Raw genomic sequence first — 17,347 nt, forward strand, 5'->3', positions numbered from 1 at the left:
TAACGTGACTCTGGATCCATTACCTCGGAGCCATCAACCAACTGCTCGCTTGGTGTGTGTATCGCTATGAACATGAGTTGGATTACTGGATATCCGGTGGTGCAAGGTTTTTCATCGAAAAGTCGGATCTCGGAACATATCTTCCGGCGAGCTCGGCGAGTTCCCTTGTACGCTCGATATCGGCCAAGTTGTGCCTGAGCAGTGGTGCCCATTCTGCCTGCTCAAATGCTGTAACAGCGGCTTTACTATCGTCGAATGGATCATAGCTTACATCACCAATGAGCATGTCGTAAACTCCTACCAAGTCGCGCACATCGTTTGTGTCGAAACGACTGATCGCATCCATCATGTCGGCGTAGGGAATTTCGCGGAATGGCCATGGAATATCGTTCCGGAGACATGCAGATCTAAGAAATGGAAGGTCAAATCCACCCTTCCAAACTTCTCCATTGTAGGCCGTCAAATAGTGCATGTCGCCATCAATAGCTTCATCAACGAATTGTGCAAGGGTCTGTAGTAGCACCTCTTCGTTATCAACGACTCTGAGTTCAGTCGATTTGTTTGTATACTGACCCAGCTCATCTCTAAGGAGACCACGATCAGCAGGGCGACTTTGAGTGTTGAGAACCAACCAATTCCGAAGTTGGTGTGAGAATCCTGCAACAGTCACTACAGATCCCTCTTGAAGTCCTGACGTCTCAATATCGAAGGCGACTGGTGCGAGATCTCCCATACCGATCTATACACCATCCACTAACATAATTGTCTGCAAACCCGAGTGAAAGTGGTTCTAAGACGTTCTACCCGAACATTCAAATTCATCCGGGCTTGGATAAGTCTGACTTCTATTCCGAATTCTGGGAAGCTCACTAATCATACCGCCAATAACAGCATTTCCGAGTGATTTGGTCGAACGTTTAGGAGTTGGATTACAGAAGGTGAAAGTAATGTCTTCTACTGGCTGTCATCAAACGGTACTAAGTCCCGATGGCGAAACGATATTGGGAGATCTTCGTCTGACTCTATGTTCAGAAGAATATATGAGTATGAATCTGTGTTCCGTTTGGTTTCTGTACCAAGGTCATCTGTGAAGACTTCAAGGACCTCACAAATCATGTTATTATACTTGGAGTCTGGATCGGCAGACTCGATGTATATCTGTACTTTTTCTCCAACAGAGTATGGCTCACTTGCAGGCTGGGGAATATCTTCCATTGGTTCGTGTTGACCAGCCAAGCTGCATCAGTCCTTTGTGAAATGTCCGTGAAGTTGAGAACCTCCCCAGCTGATCAACGATGAGGTAATACGATGGCTGAGTAGCCGAAACCGTTTAGAGCGGCTTTTCGAACACCGAATTCCGTACTCCACGAGACTCCCCTTATCCTATCACTCTTCGGACTCGGACACGGTTCTCCTCAGATGAGATAACGCTAGAATACATACAACTGCTACATTCTACGGGCGAGACCCGTTTCTGAATCTTGTTGTCACTCGTGATAGTAGCATACACTATCCGGAAAGAACACTGTGCGACGGCAGAGATCGCTCGCTGTAGCTTCTTCACCGCAATGATACGTCGGGTTTTCATGCTGTTCTGAAAGGATGAAATACCGCTGAGTCAGGGAGCGTCCTTGGTGTGTGTCTGGGAAGCCCATAACTTGGCGGATAATGTTTCCCTTGAATCCCTTCTCGGCTAGTATCTTTCCGAACGTCATCCGCAGATTTGCCCCCGAGATGGTCTTGTCGCTACCGGCGCGCTTCCCAATATTCTCCAACCGATGGTTCACCGTTGCGGGCGTACAGACTCGATCGTGTGTGGCGAAGTATGTCTCTATGAAGTCAGCGAACTCCGGTTCAGGTACTGGCACTCGTCGTGGTTGGAGTGTGCCGTTCAGCGACCAATATCCGTCTCTCAGGTGCTTGCAGTCTCTACATGGGTGGCCGCCGCCGCTGGTCGTTCGTCCTTTCCGTCCGGGACTCACGGTACACTCGGTACGATCACCCGGGACACGGACGAAGAGACGACTGCCGTCCCACTCCAGCCACTCCGAAGTCATGTGAGCGAATGTCCCAGGCTTCAAACCGGTCAAGAGGAGCCCTTCGCCTAGAAGACGGTCTTTGTGGTCTCCGTCTCGGCTAGCTTTCCTGAACGCATTGACGCCGTCGTCTGTGAGCGGGAGCGACTGTCTGCCTGGGTAAACCTTCAGCTGACGGTCACTGAGGTTCTCAGGAGGGTCACCACTTATCATCATACTCATCCTGGACGTCCTCCCCAGCGAACTTGATGTACTTAATCGCTTCTTCGAGGTTCGCATGTCCCATGAGCGCCTTGATTTTGTGAGGGCCGAAGTCTTTTTTCGCCAGAAGCGTGCCGTACGTATCACGGAGATCGTGGGCGACCACCCGCCGTTCGAACCCCGCCCGTTCGGCGATACTCTTTACGCGGTTAGTGATCGTCCCCTGTGCCGCGACATTTTCGTAGAGGTCGAAGTAGCTGTTCAGGATATGAATGGTGTCATCATCGCGGACGGGGATCGGTCGGACACCTGCCTCGGACTTTGGCGTAAAGTCCGCACCTGCCGGTGCCCAGTACTTCTCTGCCCGGTTTCGGCAGTGGAAGCACGGAACACCAGTCGGATTCGTGTCACCCCCGCTTCCGTTTCCGGATCCGAGTGTGCACACCTCCCCATAGGGAATTTCGACGTGAGGACGCTCGTTCGGCCCGTTACACCACCATGATGGCGTCATATGTGCCATTGCGGCGGCACGGATTCCAGTTGAGGTAAGTGTTAGACCAATGAGCTCATCGAGGACGTCGCCGTCCTTAGCAGCCTCTCGAAACCGGATATACTGTGACTTTGGGGCCGGTCTGAACGTCCCGGTCTTATCACGATCGCCTGAGAGTCCTAACGGATTGTATGTCATTCCTGGCATGTTGGTAAAGTTACTTCACAGGGTCAATGCCATAAATGATTGCAAAGTTATCCCGCTAACCGGATATTCTCAAACTCTTAGCGGTAGTTACTATGCAGTAAACACGTGACTCCAGTGAAAATGTCCATTTATCATATTCACAGTCTGCAACACTGATTCACAGCACGACCATATCGGGGTCGGGAATGAGAGATCATTCGTGCGCATTAAGTAGGATCTCTAATGGCTCACTTGATGCTCTTCAGGGGGTATCATTGAAGACTTCCCATACCAAATAGGAATCGCTCAGTACAGAAGAAGAATGTATCGAGTTGACCAACGACCTCCTCAGTACCGGTCAGAATCTCGCTTTTGAACACTGGGAGTGATCTAGAGCATTTCCGCAGTTTCACCGGTACTGCTCGTTACAGCGATTCCGCGTCCAAATACTGTTCAGACGAGACTTGACCAATCTCCTCTAAAATTTCAGCCCAGTATTCGGCATTTGGGCTCTTCATCTCCAAATCACTGATTACCGAAATAGAGTGGGAGAACTGTTCGAGTGCTCTGACTTTCTTCCCACGAGACGAAATAATATCCGATCCTTCTCTCAGATACCACTCTCTTTGCTCCGGTGACTTCGGACCTGAAGCTGCGATTGTGTAGGCTCGAAGCATTTCCTCGAAGTCCGGTGTATTCCCCCGTACGAAATCGTCATCAGGAAAGGCAGAGCAAAGCCGCTCCACTGTCCGCTCCAACCGTTCACCGTTCCCAACAGGAGCGAATACCTCCCGGTACGCATTGAGAGGTTGAAGCAAATTGAACTTCCAAACCTCCTCACGGTCTGCCACCTCAACTCTCGTAAACATCTCGTCAGGAAGCTGCTGGATATCCTCTTCTGGTTCAAGCTCCCATAATAATCCATCTACGTCATAGAGACTTGGATCCAGTAACAGCAAGAGGTGATCCGGGCCAATCGGACAAAAAATCTGTCTCCCGATCAGCTCTTTTGCCGTTGTATCTAGGTTGTCAAACTGCTTTCCTTGCGCCTCGACTACCGGCTCGTCAGAGGTAAAGAAGGGAAGGTCGGTCTTATTTTCTATTAGTACCCACCCCATGTACTGGAGAAGTGTGTGCCCCTCCGACGTATTGTAGGAGATTGCTGAGAACCAGTCTTGTACGCCCTCATTGAACTCATCAAGTGGCAATCTCTCTTTGGCGGTGTAGTAGAGCCGTGAATTGATACTCCGTGTCGTTTGAAACGATATAAACGAGGAGACCCCGGGAACATCCTTTGCTGATAGGACTTCACCGTCCAGAATATTCCGGATAGTGCTGATCATCTCTCGTTCGGCGATGTTCGTTTCACCGCTCTCCAAGAGGCCGTCTGCGAAATTTTCGTAGGAAGCCGCCTTCCTGATTGGATATCGGTCTCGTGGCGGATGATAGTCACCCCCCTCATGTTCGTCAAGAAGTGAATATCGAGAAATGAGTCCCTCCCCATCCGGAGCAAAATTTTGGAGGTACGCTTGAGGAACGATATGCTCGTTGGCCATCTGATTAACCAACCGGAAACCAACAGAATAAGCCTTACTGGCTCAATCAATAGATCTCGTATCGGTCAGTATGCAGGCGGATTTTCACGACCTATTCAGCTGTGGGGTGGTGAAATAAATACTGTGACAAGCCTTCTATGACGCTCTGGCTCTTCACAGTACGAAGATGAATAGAGGGTCTTGATGCACCTCGGCTTTAGCTAGTTGGTGTTGGTCTGGATCACGCACTTATAAAAGAACATCAACAATGGAATTTTGGTAATCGCCAGGTGATACAGGGATAGAATGACGACTTGGTTTTGAAATACCCATATAAGTTTGATTACCAAGCTGTATTCCGCACTACGACTGAGTCTTACCAAGTGTATTTACGTATGAGGTTTATTATATCAAGATATGAGTGATGAGTCAGTGACCTCAACGAGCATTACCATAGAGATCGGCCCCCCAAAGTATCAGGCGACTATCGACAAACAAGCACGGAAAGCACTTGGAGTGGAAGGACAACAGTCAATTCTTCAGGCAGATTTAACTCTAAAGAGAGTCGGTGAGGGGGGTGACAGCTGAACCTGTTGCTGGATTCGGCGAGGGATCGGGGGCGGGCCAACGCCCCCAGAACGCGGACTCACCTGCACCACAGAGTGGTCCTCGGTTGGTTCTTCGTCAACAGGCGCAATAGGACTTTCGTCCGACGTGACCTGAAGACCCGTAGTGGTATCTTGGAAGGTGATGAGCGGTGAGTGTCGATAATTTCGATAGTGACGGAACAGGAAGTCAACCATCAATTATCTATGCCTTTGATGGTGGCGACGAAATCCGTGAACTCTCCCGTTCAGGATATGGTGAAGCTGGCCCATCACCAGGAGATGTTCTTGAACGGGAATCCACCCGATCAAACCCCACCGAACGTTTACCGGAACTTGAACTACCTGGTAGCCGCGGTCTCAAAGAGGATGATTGTGGAGAAGAGATTCCTGTCTTCGCATGTAATCAATGTGGAAAGCCAAAATATCTCGGTCGGTGTTGTGCTTCACCAGTTTGTGAACGGGACTGGCCTGCTGCGGTGAAAAAGAAAGCAATCCGCTTATCCGGGAAACTTGATGCATTGCGGCGTAAAGTCTACGCTAGTTATGATGGACAGAAGAATGTCGATTTTAACCATGTTGTGGCGTCGCTGCCTGATTTCCTCGTTGACTCTCAAAACCCAATGGAACGGGCTTACCTAGTACTGAAAACACTCCTCGAAGAGAATTGGCAGATCGAAGGTTTCGGGGCAATCTATCACCCATATCGGATTAAGAAGGAATATAGAAAGGACCAGTACGAACACGATGGCGCAGAAGGTAATGGGGATATGACCTGGTCTGATGTCTTATCAAGTGAAGATCCCCTGGAGTATGTGAAGTACTCTCCGCATTTTCACCTCTTCTTCCCTGCAGTCCGAAAGTCGTTTGACTATTTGGTTGCTGAAGCTGTTGCTAACCAGTCTGGTTGGGTCTTCCATCGAATTACCCAAGGGAACGACAGCAATATCTCAGTGGAGAATTTGGAAGATCTTGTTCACCAGGTGACCTATGCCTTCTCACACGCTGGTGTTAACGAGTGGTCCGCTGATCGTGCTGAGCTCACAAGCGTCATGAAAGGCAAGTTGCATAATATGAGTGTCTCTGACGAAATACACGCTGAGTGTCTGTCTCACTTCTGCGAGGCTGCACCGAACCTACTTGGGACACAGTTCGCTGATCTTGACGAGGCTACCTGTGATGCAGAAATTGCGGGCGGTCATACCAATAGGAATCAGCGCCCAGTCAAAAGTGAAGATGAGTCTGACGAAACCAGTTCTGAATCTCCGTCTGCACAGAAGAGTGGGGGTGTCGAAGAATCTGAAAGATCGGTGAAAGACGATAAATGTGATGAAGAAAGTGAGATATCATCCACTGATAGTAGTGTTAACTCCTCGGAATCAAGTGAAACAGACCTGACTTCTATACCGGACAGAGACACCCAGACTTCATCCACAGAGACGTCAGGGTCCACTCCCCAACAGACCCCCACCGAATCTACTCCAGATGGTGGGAAGGGTGCTAGTGACTCCACACCAGAGTCTCCTTTTGTGGATCGAAGAGTACAGTGTGAGGGTGAATTGGTACCCATACGGGAGGCCGCGGAACTGCTTGACGATAGCGAGTGGTGTGCGAAAGCACCTCACGTCTCTGGCCTACGTACAGCGGTCAAAGAGTGGAGCCGGCGAACTAATGGAGAGGATCACTTGAGATGGGTTCGTGCTGGACAGAACCGTTCTCCAGCGGTGATTCAACTCTATTGATTCTCCCTCGGAGAGAGGCATCACTATCCTGAATAGTATGAACCGGAGAATTGAGGGTTGAAGACCCGTCCTGATGGTGCGATAACCTAAATGGTATTACGGTCAGTTGTCTTTCGGGAGTTTGGATTGGAGGTTGTCGCAATACTAATTGAATCTATAATTAGTCCATCATGCCTTAGATGACTGGGAACCTTTCGGTGTCTGAAATCATCAAATCAATCTGGGCCATACTGATGGAGGTGATCTAACCCAGATCGCGGATCGTCTTCAACATAAGTATTCTCTGTCACTTTCACCGAAGAGTGGCCCATCAACTTCGAAACTTCCCAAAGCCCAGCATCAGTGTCATTGACCATGTAGGTTCCAAATCCGTGTCTGATGCTGTGAGCGGTGACCAGCCATCGGTTTGGTTTCTTATTACCCTCACTATCAATTGGTGCATTGGCGTCTGCGTAGATTTGCCGATTAAACCCAGCTTCGTCAGCCGCTTGGATAGCAATCTTGTTAATTCGGTCCCCTGATAGTGGTGCACCCTTCTCACCAACCAAGAGTCGATCGTGGTCTGTTGTGGCTGATTTCTCGTCTCTGTAGCCGTTTTCTAACCATTCAACCAGTAAGCCGTCAAGCGATCGTTGGTAAGCTACCACTCGCTTCTTATCGTTCTTAGCGACGGACTCACGTACTGTGATCTCCCTTTCATCTTGGTCAATGTCACTGATTAATAAACCCGAAGCCTCCCCCCTCCGCATTCCCGTTTGCCAGAGGAGTCTAATGATGAGCTGATCTCGAATTCGGTGTCTCTTAACATTCTCCTCCATCTGTCTGATCTCATCTTGTGAGAGTGCGTATGTTTCCTCTTCTCCTAATTGACTGGATTGCTCCGAGCTCTTCGAGAATCCGAATATCTCATCCTTTCTGTCATTCCATCTCTCGAAAGGATTTGATTCCGCAGAATCCATCCTCACCAACCAGTCGTGAAATGCGTAGATCCGATCCCATCGATATAGATCTGTTGTGCCATTAAATTTCGCAGCCAGCGCTTGACCAGTTGCGTTGGCTTGTGCGGGTTTCACGTCAACTGGCGATTCCACTTCGATCTCATCCAGCCAGTGATCGTACCACCTGAGATCTTGTTTGTAACGTCTGGTGCTGCCCTCGTCACGGAGGTCCGGATTATCGTTGTCTGTCCCCGTAACTAACTGTCCGATGTACTGTTCGATTAGGTCCCGGCAGTCTTCTACGTCCTTATATCTTGGAGGCAACTTAGGCACCCGATTCTTTATAGTATCGACGGACTGTACTTTTATCTGGATCTTCTTCGTTTGATCCTGCCGATAGTGATTCATCCCCGACAGAGACTCTGGGTGAGGAATCAGATGTGGAATCTGTATGACTTGATGACCCCCCAATCGACAAATTGTCGTGTCTTGGGATATCTGCCTCTGCCTCTTCGGTTGTATCTTCAACGAATCCCACGTCAGGATAGTACTCCAACATTCGTGCACAGGCCCGCCTGACATCGGCGAGATCTTCGTCGAAATACTGTGCCCACACCTCCGGTGTTGAAATGGCTTGGGCTAAGGCTAGATCACTTGGCGTGTCGAATTGACCGACCTCATCAAAATCCGGCAGATCATTTCCTGTGGAATGAACCGGCAGTGAAGAATAGAGGTCACGTGCTAACCGGTCAATTTTATCGTCATTTGTGACGCTTGAATCAATGGATAGGACGTGCTCTTCAATCCGATCAAGTCGTTCTGCCAGTGGTGTTACTGACGTATCCACAGCACGAATAATTTCGTCCTGATTGACTGTTGCCTCTTCATCTCCGCTGGTCATATATCGATACGCTGTAACCCGGAAAAGGCGGCTCAGGCTGTCGAATTCATTCTCTTCTCGTAGGAACTCCTCAAATTCCTCTCTCTCCTCTGGGGTGAGACGGATACCGACTATCTCGCTTCGTTCTGTCATCGTACTCTGGATTATGAACAGGAGTTTGTTAAACGCTCGTATTACGTCAAAAGGGAGAACCGCGTCATTTAAACTGCGCTGTGGACGCGTTCGGTCCACGACAGCCACCAAACTGGACATTTTTCTCCGGGTAGCCCGATACCGGACGGTAAAGTACGTCTATTCGGTAGTTTGCTCGATACGTGGTGCGAGCTATTCAGTCACCCGCCGCGTCTTGGTTACGTTCTCGAACTCGAACCGCGCCCCACCAGCGGCGCTCTCCGCCACCGAACACTCCCACCCGTACACGTCCGCCATCTCTTGGACGAACGTCAGTCCTAACCCCATCCCTCCCTCATTTTCCGAGGACGTGTATCCCGTCTCGAACACAGTCTTCTGTTCGTCTGGTTCGATACCGCGACCGTCGTCGGCCACGTAGAAGCCGGTCGGAAGGTCGCCGACCGTGACGGTGACGCTGGCCCCGCCATGTTCGACCGCGTTCTCGAAGAGATTCCGAAACAGATGGCGGATGTACGTCTCGTCCACGTCTATCGTCAGGTCGGTCGTCACGTCCAGCGTCGCCTCGGACGTGTCCGACTCGTCCCACGCTTGCCGCGCTGCATCTGCAAGCCGCACCGGCGAACACTCGGAGACTGCCTCTCGGCCCCGTGCCACGAGTAGCAGGACCTCGATCATGTCTTCGATGCGGTCGAACGCTTCCGTGACGTACTCCACCGCCTGTGGATGCTCCTCAGGTGAGAGCTGTTGGCTGTAAATTTGGCCGATGTTGACCGGGTTCCGAAGTTCGTGCGCGAGGAGACTCGCGAAATTATCCAGCTGCTCGTTCTGACGTTCGAGTCGGCGTTCACGCTCGTTTCGCTCGGTCACGTCGCGCACGACACCGACCGTGTCGGGCGTGGTGTCCTCCGGCTCTGGAAGGGGTGCGACAGTCCATTCGACCTCGATTATCTCCCCGGACGCAGTTTGCAGCCTCGTCTCGTACATTTTCGAGCCGAAAGTCTCTCGTTCGAGGTCGCGCTCCACCTCCTCGCGTAGTGCCGCTGCGTTCTCCTTCTCGGCCATGACGAACGAGGCGGGCGAGCCGATAATTTCCTCGCGGTCGTACCCGACGAGTTCGGTGTAGGCGTCGTTCACCAGTATGAAGCGGTTGTCTTCGTTGGTAACGAAGATGCCATCGTTGACGGTTTGGACGATGGTTTCGTAGCGTTCGAGTTCTTGGCTGTACTCTTCGGCGTCCACGGCTCTGGTCTGGGCCTGTCCATCGTGATACCCCATCCCGAGGCCGGCCACGCTCGCGAGTGCAGGGAGGATGAGGAAGTTCGCGAGGGGGTCGTTTAGTTCGGTGATGACCGAGATGAACAGGAGGATACCGACCATGACTTCGATGGCGCGAACGCACCACCCGGCGACGACGTGGTAGAGGTCAGGACGGACGTCGCTCTGTGAGAGCCGATAGCCACCGTAGGAGAGCGCGAGACCGCTTGCGCCGACGAGCAACGAAATCATCAACACGTCGTTGACTCTTCTGTCGCCGACGGCTGGCGTGACTGGGAACGCGACGGCAATGGCGACGTAGAGTCCCCCGAGGGCGAGGACGACGCGGCGTCCACCGACCTGCTCGATACCCCGTGCCAAGTACCCCATTGCTGTCTCCAAGCTACTAAGGGGTCATGATGGTTGTGATTTCCTTCCTGCGACCTCGATTCAGTTACGTCTCCACGTTACGGGGAGGCCACAGCTAAATTACGCCCGAGTGAGAAGAACCCGCTCCGACTATATTAAAATCGAATTCGATTTTTTACGTCTCTCCGGTCGAACAGCGGCGGCGCTACGGACACCACCTTTACCGTCGTCCTCCGCGTCACGGGCTAGCCTATGACGGGTGGACCCGACGATTCGACTCGAACGATGAGAGACGCCTTCCGCGTCTGGAACTTCGACGCGACCGAGCGCGAGGTCGTCCTCCGCAGTTCCGACGACCAGTACGTCGCCGTGCCGCTCCCGGACGGGGACGAGGACTTGTTCGAGCGACTGGCCACGTCGTCGGGGACTGTGGAGGCGACGCTGGTGGAGCGCGGGGGAGACGGCTCCTCGTGGCGGGTGGACGAGATTCACGCCGTCGACGAGGGTTCGTAGGCGGCCGGTCGCCCCGCGTCGGCCGGACGACACTCCCTCGTACATTTATATAGGAAGGCGAAACAAACCTCGGTCACGGAGAGATACTACGCCGTGGCTTCCCCCATCGACGCCTCGATACCCGACCTCCTGCGACTGCTCGTCGTCCCCGTCTTCGGTTGGGCCGCGCTACGCGACGTGAAGACCCGCCGCGTACCGAACCGGACGTGGTACCCCCTCGCCGCGCTGGCGGTCGTCCTGTTGGCGGTCGAGGGCTGGCAAGCGTGGACCGGCACCGCCTACGAGACCCGAGCGTTCGCGCTCCGGACCGCCATCAGCCTCGGCTTCGTCGCGCCGCTCGTCGTCGCCTTCTGGTGGTTCCGGGCGTTCGGCGGCGCGGACGCGAAGGCGTTTCTCGTCGTCGCCGCGCTGTTCCCCACGTTCCCGACCTACGAGGCGTTCGGGTGGGTCCTCCCCCACCAGCGGACCGCGGTCGGCGTGTTCTCGCTGACGATTCTGACCAACACCGTGTTGCTCGGCGCGCTCTATCCGCTGGCCGTCCTCGGCCGGAACGCGGTCGCCGGGCGGTTCTCGTCGGTGATGGTCGTCGGCAAGCCGGTGTCGTGGCGCGCCGCGGCCGAGGAACACGGCCGCCTGCTGGAGACGCCCGAGGGCGTGACCCGCAACGGCGTGGACTTGGACGCGGTGCGGATGTACCTCCGGTGGCGCGGCCTGACGCTGGCGGAGTTGCGCGAGCGCCCCGACCGTTTCCGGGACCCCGCCACCCTGCCGGCGGAACCGAATCCGCCCGGCGACGGGTCGGTCGGCGTCGAAGACCTCCGGGCCGACGGCGGCGAACTCGAAGCACCGGCGGAGACCGTCGCCGAGGAGGACGCGCCCGCCGACGACCCGTGGGGCGCGGCGGCGTTCCTCGACGACATCGACCACGGCGCCTACGGCACGACCCCCGAGGGCCTGCGCGACGGACTCGACGTGCTGGTCAGCGCCGAGGAGGTCTGGGTCTCGCCGGGCATCCCGTTCGTCGTTCCGCTGTTCGTCGGGACCGTCGTGGCGCTGACCTACGGCGACATGCTGTTCGGCGCGATGGCGGTCTTCGGTCTGGCGTGAAAGACGCGAAAAACAGAGGTCTACTCCTCTTCGCCCTCGGTCCCGGCGACCATCCCGGACACGTTGCCGACGTTCATCGCCACCGCCAGCACCACCGCGATGACGAGGACGATGAACGACGAGATGGCGTTCATCTTCGGCGCGGTCCCGTACTTTATCATCGAGAACATCGACGTGGTCAGCACGTCCATCGTCCCGCGCACGAAGAACGCCCGGATGAAGTCCTCGAACGACCGAATCCACGCGAACAGGAACCCCGCGCCGATGGCCGGCGCGACGATGGGAAGCGTCACGTCGCGGAACACCGTCAGCGGGTCGGCCCCGAGGTCGCGGGCGGCCTCCTCCAGCGACTCGTCGAACGTGTAGAGCCGCGAAGTCACGATGAGTAGCACGAACGGAAGGCCGTACACGCTGTGGGTCAGCACGACCGTCCAGAACCCCGGCACGATGGTGATGCCGAACAGTTGGGGCAGGAGCGTCCGGAAGTAGATGAGCAGCGCGATGCCCAACACCACGCCCGGAATCACCATCGGCAGGATGCCGAACGTCCGGTAGGCCTCCTTCAGCGGGAAGGCGAACCTCGCCAGCGCGAAACTGGCGAGGACGCCCAACAGCGTGGCGATGGACGCCGCAATCGTGGCGACCTGCACGCTGTGCCACAACGACCGCATCAGCGCCTCGTCGGCGAACGTCGCGCCGTAGTGGGCCAGCGTCACTCCACGGAAGGGGAAGAACGTGCTGGCGTTGACCGTGAACGAGAGGACTATCATCACCGCGAGCGGAATCCAGAGGAACACGAGCAGCGCCCCCGCGACGACGTAGAGGCCCCGTCCGAGGAGCCACTCCTTGCGCTCGTGGTCGAGAATCCGGGTCCCGGTCCCCCGCTCGGTCGGAGTTCCGCGCTCGGTCTCCGTGCCGGAGTCGGTCTCCGTCGCCATCTCAGACACCTCCCAAGTCCTCGATACTGACGTACCGGAACGCCAGCGCGAACGCCACCACGATGGAGGCGACGATGAACATCGACGCCGCGCTCCCGTACCCGATGGCGTACAGCGAGTTGATTCGACTCTCGATGAGTTGGCCTATCATCAGCACCTTCCCCTGCCCGAGGAACCGCGGCGTGATGAACGCCCCCAGCGCGGGCACGAACACGAACAGACTCCCGCTGATGATTCCCGGCAGCACGAGCGGGAGAATCACGTCCCGCAGCGTCTCGGCCCTGCTGGCCCCGAGGTCCCGGGCCGCCTCGGTCAGCGAGAAGTCGAGACCGTCGAGGCTGGCGTACAGCGACAGCAGCATGTACGGGAAGTACGCGTGGGTCAGCCCCACGATTATCGCCGGCACGCCGTAGTTGAAGATGCCGAGGGGCCCGTCGGTGATTCCGATTCGCATCAGCGTGCTGTTGAGGACCCCGCTCGGGCCGAACATGAGGTACCACGAGTAGGCCCGCACGAGGTACATCGTGAAGAACGGCAACAGCACGAGGAAGATGACGACCTTGAACGTGGTGCCGCCCCGGCGCGCGAGCAGGTACGCCAGCGGAAACGCCAGCACCAGACACAGCACGGTCGTCACCGCCGCGATGAAGTACGAGAGCGCGAGCGACTGGAAGAACGCGGTCTGCCAGAACGGACCCTCTCCGGCGAACAACTGGTCGTAGTTCGCCAGCGTCGGTTCCCAGATTATCTGGTACGTGAACGTGTCGACGCTCGTGAAACTGACCGCCACCATGAACGTCAGCGGCGTCAGCAACAGGAGGAACAACCAGACCAGCGCCGGTCCGGCGGTTATCCCGAGCCTGTTCGCCCGAGAGGCGAACGCGCCGACGAACCGTTCGCGCGCGGACCGGCCGCGCTCGGAGGTTTCGGTAGCCACGTTACGCGACCTTGATTTCCTCCCACGCCTGAATCCACGCGCGCTCGTTCTCGACGGCCTTGAACGGGATGAAGTTCTGCAAGCGCTCGGGGGCTATCGCCCCGTACAGGTTGTTCTGGCGCTCGGTCAGGTACTGCTGGGTCGCCGGGTTGACGCTCGGCGAGTAGCCCACTTTCGCCAGCGTCGCGCCGAGTTTCGGCGAGATGTACTCGTTGACGACTTCCCACGCTTTCTGCTTGTTGTTCGACGCCTTCGAGACGACCGCCGACTCGAACCACGCGAGCGACCCCTCCTTCGGCGTGGCCATCTTCGGCCAGTTGTCGCCGTTGACTTTCATCTCGACGATTTCGTTCCGCCCGGATTGGCCGACGAGGAAGTTGCCCTGCCGGAACGACTTGATGTAGGTCGGGTCCGCAGCAATGTAGCCCTGCAACAGCGGCTTCTGGTCTATCATCGTCTGCTTGACCTCGTCTAACTGCTGTTGAGAGAGGCTGACCTGCTTCCCTTTGAAGGCGTCCTGCATCCCGAGGTAGAGCGCCGCTGCGCTCATCGCCTTGAAGTGGTTGTCGTACATGACGATCTTGTTCTGCAGGTCGACGCCCTCGAACTGGTCGCTGAACAGAATCTCGTAGGTCGGGTCGTGATCCGGAATCTTCCGGGAGTCGTAGGAGTAGCCGTACCACCCGAACCGAATCGGGACCCCGTAGGCGTCCCCCTCGCTGGTGAACTGGTTGTCGGCGAAGGTCTGGAACGTGTCGTAGATGCTGCTCTGGTTCGTGACTACGTCCTCGGGGACCGGAGCCAGCAGGTCCGCGTTCATCATCTTCGGGACGTAGTTGTTGTTCGGGATGGCGATGTCGTACTGGCGGTACTGCCCGGCGTTCCACGACGAGAACATCTTGGCCGACGACGTGGACTTGGTAATCTGGATGTCCACCCCGACCTGCTCTTGAATCGGACCGAGCAGTTGCTGGTCGCCGTACTCCTCCCACGTCAGGACGTTGAGCGTCGGCCGCTGGGCCGTGACGTTTCCGACGTATCCCGGTAGTCCGACCAGTCCGGCCGCCCCGGCCGTCCCGCTCGCTTTCAGGAACGTCCGCCGAGAGTTATCGCTCGTTTCGGTGCGACTGCCGTCACCGTCTCGTGTCATTTGGTATCCCCCACCACGTCGAAGGTCGGGGGAAACAGTCATAAAAGTTTATGCTTTTTGTGTGGCTTACCCGATTAATTTCGAGGACTGCGACCGCAGACGCCTACACCTCAAATATTTCAATCGAGGTGAACGTGCGCCGAGGTGAGCGAGTCGAACGACCCCGAGCGTTTTGTATTGTGACGCGGTACCATGCGTATGGGAGTGGAAGGGGAGCTAATACGTTTGGAAGACGTGCGGAAGGAGTTCGGCGACGTAACCGCCGTGGACGGCATCGACTTCAGCATCGAGCGCGGCGAGTTCTTCTCGCTGGTCGGGCCGTCGGGGTGCGGGAAGACGACCACGCTCCGCATGATTAGCGGGTTCGAGACGCCGACAGACGGGGAGGTCGTCATCGACGGCCGGAACATGCAGGGGGTGCCGCCGGACGCGCGAGACACCAACCTCGTGTTTCAGCACCTCTCGCTGTTTCCCCACATGAGCGTGGAGGAGAACGTCGCCTACGGTCTGAAGAAGTCCGGCGTCGGGGCGGCCGAACGCGGAGAGCGAGCCTCCCAGTACCTCGAACTCGTGGACCTCGGCGGCTACGAGGACCGGAATCCGGGCGACCTCTCGGGCGGCCAGCAGCAACGCGTCGCCCTCGCCCGCGCCCTCGTCAACGAACCCAGCGTCCTCCTGTTGGACGAACCGCTGTCGAGTCTCGACCGAAAGCTCCGCAAGCAGATGCAGGTGGAACTACGCAGGATTCACGAGAAGACCCAAGGCGCGTTCTTCTACGTGACCCACGACCAAGAGGTCGCGATGACGCTCTCGGACCGCCTCGCGGTGATGAACGAGGGCCGAATCGAGCAGGTCGGCCCGCCCGAGGAAATCTACCGGAACCCCGCGAGTCCATTCGTCGCCGACTTCATCGGCGACACGAACCTGCTCGACGGGGAGGCCCGCGCCGTGAATGGCCGGACCGTCGTAGAGGTCGGCGGCGCGGACGGCATCCGGTTCGCGCCCGACGAGTCGGTCGGCGAGGGCGCGGTCAGCGTCTCGATTCGACCGGAGGACATCTCGCTGGCCGAGACGGGCGCTCGGGGCGCGAAGTCCGACGGCGGCCGGGCCGAGGGAAGCACCTTCGAGGGCGAAATCGTCGAGCGGTACTTCCAGGGCGACCAGACCAACTACGTCGTGGACGTCGGCAGCGACCTCGAACTGTCGGTCGTCATGCAGGGCCGGAGTACGCCGGTCGAGCGCGGCGAGCGCGCGTCCTTCTGGTTCGGCGACGACGCGCCCGTGGTGTTCGACTGAACCGTCGGCGCTGACGACGGGGTTCCGGAGCGATTCGGATACGGGTCGCAGGTCTACGTGTATCGACCGCAAAAAACGTCTTCGAACCGGAGGTCCGGTAGTTAGCGCGCGATGCTAGTTGCTGCGGCGGATCGCGAGCAGCGCGGCCGCGACGAGCGCGACGAGAGCCGCAGTGGTTCCGAAACCGGGGGCACCGGTTCCGCTACCGCCGGTGGTCGTCTCGTCGTCGGAGTTCGACGACTGCGTCGTATCATCACCGGAACCGTCCTTCGTGGCCGTCTCGGTGTCGTTGCTGATCGCTTTCTCCGTCACCGTGTCGTCGGCCGAGTCGCTTCCGTCGTTCGAACTCTGGTCGTCGGAAGCGGTCGTCTCGGTCGTGGTCGTCGTGGTGTCGGCGCTGCCGCCGGTGTTGCCGCCACCGGCGCTACCGCCGCCACCACCGCCACCACCGCCGCCACCGCCACCACCGCCGCCGCCGGTGTTACCGCCGCCACCGCCGGTCGACGACGTCGTCGTGGCCGTGGTCGCCGTGGTCGTGGTGGTACCGGACGGAGTCGACGTGCTGGTGGTAGTCGACGTCGGCGTGGTCGTTGTCGTCGTGGACAGTTCGCCGACTGTGAAGTCGTTCTTCGTGTTTTCGCCGGACTCCCACGTCTCTTGGGCGCTCGCGTTGCCGTTCGCGACGCGGATGGTCAACTGCTCGTCCGATTCACCGTCGTCCGGGTCCGCCACGTCGACGCCGTACTCCCCGTTGGAATCCGTCGTCGTCTGGTTGATGACTTCGCCGTTGTAGACGACTTCGACCGTGACGCCCTCGACCGGGTCGCCGTTCTGGTCGCTCACGGTCCCGCGGAAGTGGTGGGGCGGAGCAGGTTGTCCCGCAGCAACGCCTGCGACGCTCGCAACCAGCATCGCCGCGAACACCGCCGCAGCTAGCTGCACGAACCGCTTCTTGAGTAGTGCATTTTCTGTCATTGTATGAGTGATCACCTATAAATTGGAAAGTGGATGCTGCGG

17 protein-coding genes are annotated in these 17,347 nt (G+C 56.7%); 5 read left to right on the plus strand and 12 right to left on the minus strand.

The window, feature by feature from the left end; translation table 11 throughout:
* Positions 1–82: 82 nt before the first annotated feature.
* From M0R89_RS06065 to M0R89_RS06085, 5 genes are all read right to left on the minus strand, one after another.
* Positions 83–733, minus strand: a complete 651-nt coding sequence (locus M0R89_RS06065; RefSeq protein WP_248651665.1) for a hypothetical protein — start codon at positions 731–733, stop codon at positions 83–85.
* 221 nt (positions 734–954) lie between these two features.
* Positions 955–1,215, minus strand: a complete 261-nt coding sequence (locus tag M0R89_RS06070) for a DUF8139 family protein (RefSeq protein WP_248651666.1) — start codon at positions 1,213–1,215, stop codon at positions 955–957.
* Between the two features lie 272 nt (positions 1,216–1,487).
* Positions 1,488–2,258 (minus strand): site-specific integrase, encoded by a 771-nt coding sequence (locus M0R89_RS06075; RefSeq protein ID WP_248651667.1) that lies wholly within the window; start codon positions 2,256–2,258, stop codon positions 1,488–1,490.
* A complete protein-coding gene (locus M0R89_RS06080) occupies positions 2,236–2,934 on the minus strand; it encodes a tyrosine-type recombinase/integrase (RefSeq protein ID WP_248651668.1) in 699 nt (232 codons plus the stop codon). Before M0R89_RS06080 ends, M0R89_RS06075 begins: the two co-directional genes overlap by 23 nt.
* A 404-nt stretch (positions 2,935–3,338) precedes the next feature.
* The gene (locus M0R89_RS06085) at positions 3,339–4,469 is read right to left on the minus strand and encodes a DUF4238 domain-containing protein (RefSeq protein ID WP_248651669.1); all 1,131 of its coding nucleotides are present in this window, start codon (positions 4,467–4,469) and stop codon (positions 3,339–3,341) included.
* A gap of 396 nt (positions 4,470–4,865) precedes the next feature.
* On the opposite strand from M0R89_RS06085, the gene M0R89_RS06090 reads away from it, so the two are divergent.
* Together M0R89_RS06090 and M0R89_RS06095 are read left to right on the plus strand one after the other, a co-directional pair.
* Positions 4,866–5,036: a hypothetical protein gene (locus M0R89_RS06090; RefSeq protein WP_248651670.1), complete on the plus strand. Its 171-nt coding sequence runs from the start codon at positions 4,866–4,868 to the stop codon at positions 5,034–5,036.
* Positions 5,037–5,205: 169 nt separating this feature from the next.
* A complete protein-coding gene (locus M0R89_RS06095) occupies positions 5,206–6,795 on the plus strand; it encodes a hypothetical protein (protein ID WP_248651671.1) in 1,590 nt (529 codons plus the stop codon).
* Positions 6,796–7,010: 215 nt separating this feature from the next.
* Here M0R89_RS06095 and M0R89_RS06100 read toward each other — a convergent pair whose 3' ends face one another.
* From M0R89_RS06100 to M0R89_RS06110, 3 genes are all read right to left on the minus strand, one after another.
* A complete protein-coding gene (locus M0R89_RS06100) occupies positions 7,011–8,141 on the minus strand; it encodes a tyrosine-type recombinase/integrase (RefSeq protein WP_248651672.1) in 1,131 nt (376 codons plus the stop codon).
* Complete coding sequence (locus tag M0R89_RS06105; protein ID WP_248651673.1) at positions 8,059–8,766, minus strand: hypothetical protein; 708 nt, start codon at positions 8,764–8,766, stop codon at positions 8,059–8,061. Before M0R89_RS06105 ends, M0R89_RS06100 begins: the two co-directional genes overlap by 83 nt.
* Before the next feature lie 192 nt (positions 8,767–8,958).
* A complete protein-coding gene (locus tag M0R89_RS06110; RefSeq protein WP_248651674.1) occupies positions 8,959–10,410 on the minus strand; it encodes a PAS domain S-box protein in 1,452 nt (483 codons plus the stop codon).
* A gap of 264 nt (positions 10,411–10,674) precedes the next feature.
* Between M0R89_RS06110 and M0R89_RS06115 the strand changes: the two genes are divergently transcribed.
* The gene (locus M0R89_RS06115) at positions 10,675–10,902 is read left to right on the plus strand and encodes a hypothetical protein (protein WP_248651675.1); all 228 of its coding nucleotides are present in this window, start codon (positions 10,675–10,677) and stop codon (positions 10,900–10,902) included.
* Positions 10,903–11,007: 105 nt separating this feature from the next.
* Positions 11,008–12,009, plus strand: coding sequence for an A24 family peptidase (locus M0R89_RS06120; protein ID WP_248652327.1), 1,002 nt, complete (start codon positions 11,008–11,010; stop codon positions 12,007–12,009).
* 20 nt (positions 12,010–12,029) lie between these two features.
* Here the strand turns inward: M0R89_RS06120 and M0R89_RS06125 are convergent, their stop codons facing one another.
* Genes M0R89_RS06125 through M0R89_RS06135 form a run of 3 tightly spaced genes read right to left on the minus strand, consistent with a single transcriptional unit; the run spans position 12,030 to position 15,034 of the window.
* Entirely contained in the window at positions 12,030–12,947 is a 918-nt protein-coding gene (locus M0R89_RS06125) for an ABC transporter permease (protein ID WP_248651676.1), read from the minus strand.
* A gap of 1 nt (position 12,948) precedes the next feature.
* The gene (locus tag M0R89_RS06130; protein WP_248651677.1) at positions 12,949–13,884 is read right to left on the minus strand and encodes an ABC transporter permease; all 936 of its coding nucleotides are present in this window, start codon (positions 13,882–13,884) and stop codon (positions 12,949–12,951) included.
* A 1-nt stretch (position 13,885) separates the two neighbouring features.
* Positions 13,886–15,034: an ABC transporter substrate-binding protein gene (locus tag M0R89_RS06135; RefSeq protein WP_248651678.1), complete on the minus strand. Its 1,149-nt coding sequence runs from the start codon at positions 15,032–15,034 to the stop codon at positions 13,886–13,888.
* A 198-nt stretch (positions 15,035–15,232) separates the two neighbouring features.
* Here M0R89_RS06135 and M0R89_RS06140 point away from each other — a divergent pair, with 198 nt between their 5' ends.
* Complete coding sequence (locus tag M0R89_RS06140; protein ID WP_248651679.1) at positions 15,233–16,330, plus strand: ABC transporter ATP-binding protein; 1,098 nt, start codon at positions 15,233–15,235, stop codon at positions 16,328–16,330.
* A gap of 114 nt (positions 16,331–16,444) precedes the next feature.
* Here the strand turns inward: M0R89_RS06140 and M0R89_RS06145 are convergent, their stop codons facing one another.
* Positions 16,445–17,305: a carboxypeptidase-like regulatory domain-containing protein gene (locus M0R89_RS06145; RefSeq protein WP_248651680.1), complete on the minus strand. Its 861-nt coding sequence runs from the start codon at positions 17,303–17,305 to the stop codon at positions 16,445–16,447.
* Positions 17,306–17,347 lie beyond the last annotated feature (42 nt).

The sequence above is a fragment of the Halorussus limi genome (genome assembly GCF_023238205.1).
Classification (GTDB): domain Archaea; phylum Halobacteriota; class Halobacteria; order Halobacteriales; family Haladaptataceae; genus Halorussus; species Halorussus limi.

Bases quoted from the DNA above. Each gene is read 5' to 3' on its own strand.
- M0R89_RS06065 (WP_248651665.1), bottom strand. From the start codon at position 733: ATGGGAGATCTCGCACCAGTCGCCTTCGATATTGAGACGTCAGGACTT.
- M0R89_RS06070 (WP_248651666.1), bottom strand. From the start codon at position 1,215: ATGGAAGATATTCCCCAGCCTGCAAGTGAGCCATACTCTGTTGGAGAA.
- M0R89_RS06075 (WP_248651667.1), bottom strand. From the start codon at position 2,258: ATGAGTATGATGATAAGTGGTGACCCTCCTGAGAACCTCAGTGACCGT.
- M0R89_RS06080 (WP_248651668.1), bottom strand. From the start codon at position 2,934: ATGCCAGGAATGACATACAATCCGTTAGGACTCTCAGGCGATCGTGAT.
- M0R89_RS06085 (WP_248651669.1), bottom strand. From the start codon at position 4,469: ATGGCCAACGAGCATATCGTTCCTCAAGCGTACCTCCAAAATTTTGCT.
- M0R89_RS06090 (WP_248651670.1), top strand. From the start codon at position 4,866: ATGAGTGATGAGTCAGTGACCTCAACGAGCATTACCATAGAGATCGGC.
- M0R89_RS06100 (WP_248651672.1), bottom strand. From the start codon at position 8,141: ATGAATCACTATCGGCAGGATCAAACGAAGAAGATCCAGATAAAAGTA.
- M0R89_RS06105 (WP_248651673.1), bottom strand. From the start codon at position 8,766: ATGACAGAACGAAGCGAGATAGTCGGTATCCGTCTCACCCCAGAGGAG.
- M0R89_RS06110 (WP_248651674.1), bottom strand. From the start codon at position 10,410: ATGGGGTACTTGGCACGGGGTATCGAGCAGGTCGGTGGACGCCGCGTC.
- M0R89_RS06115 (WP_248651675.1), top strand. From the start codon at position 10,675: ATGAGAGACGCCTTCCGCGTCTGGAACTTCGACGCGACCGAGCGCGAG.
- M0R89_RS06125 (WP_248651676.1), bottom strand. From the start codon at position 12,947: ATGGCGACGGAGACCGACTCCGGCACGGAGACCGAGCGCGGAACTCCG.
- M0R89_RS06135 (WP_248651678.1), bottom strand. From the start codon at position 15,034: ATGACACGAGACGGTGACGGCAGTCGCACCGAAACGAGCGATAACTCT.
- M0R89_RS06140 (WP_248651679.1), top strand. From the start codon at position 15,233: ATGGGAGTGGAAGGGGAGCTAATACGTTTGGAAGACGTGCGGAAGGAG.
- M0R89_RS06145 (WP_248651680.1), bottom strand. From the start codon at position 17,305: ATGACAGAAAATGCACTACTCAAGAAGCGGTTCGTGCAGCTAGCTGCG.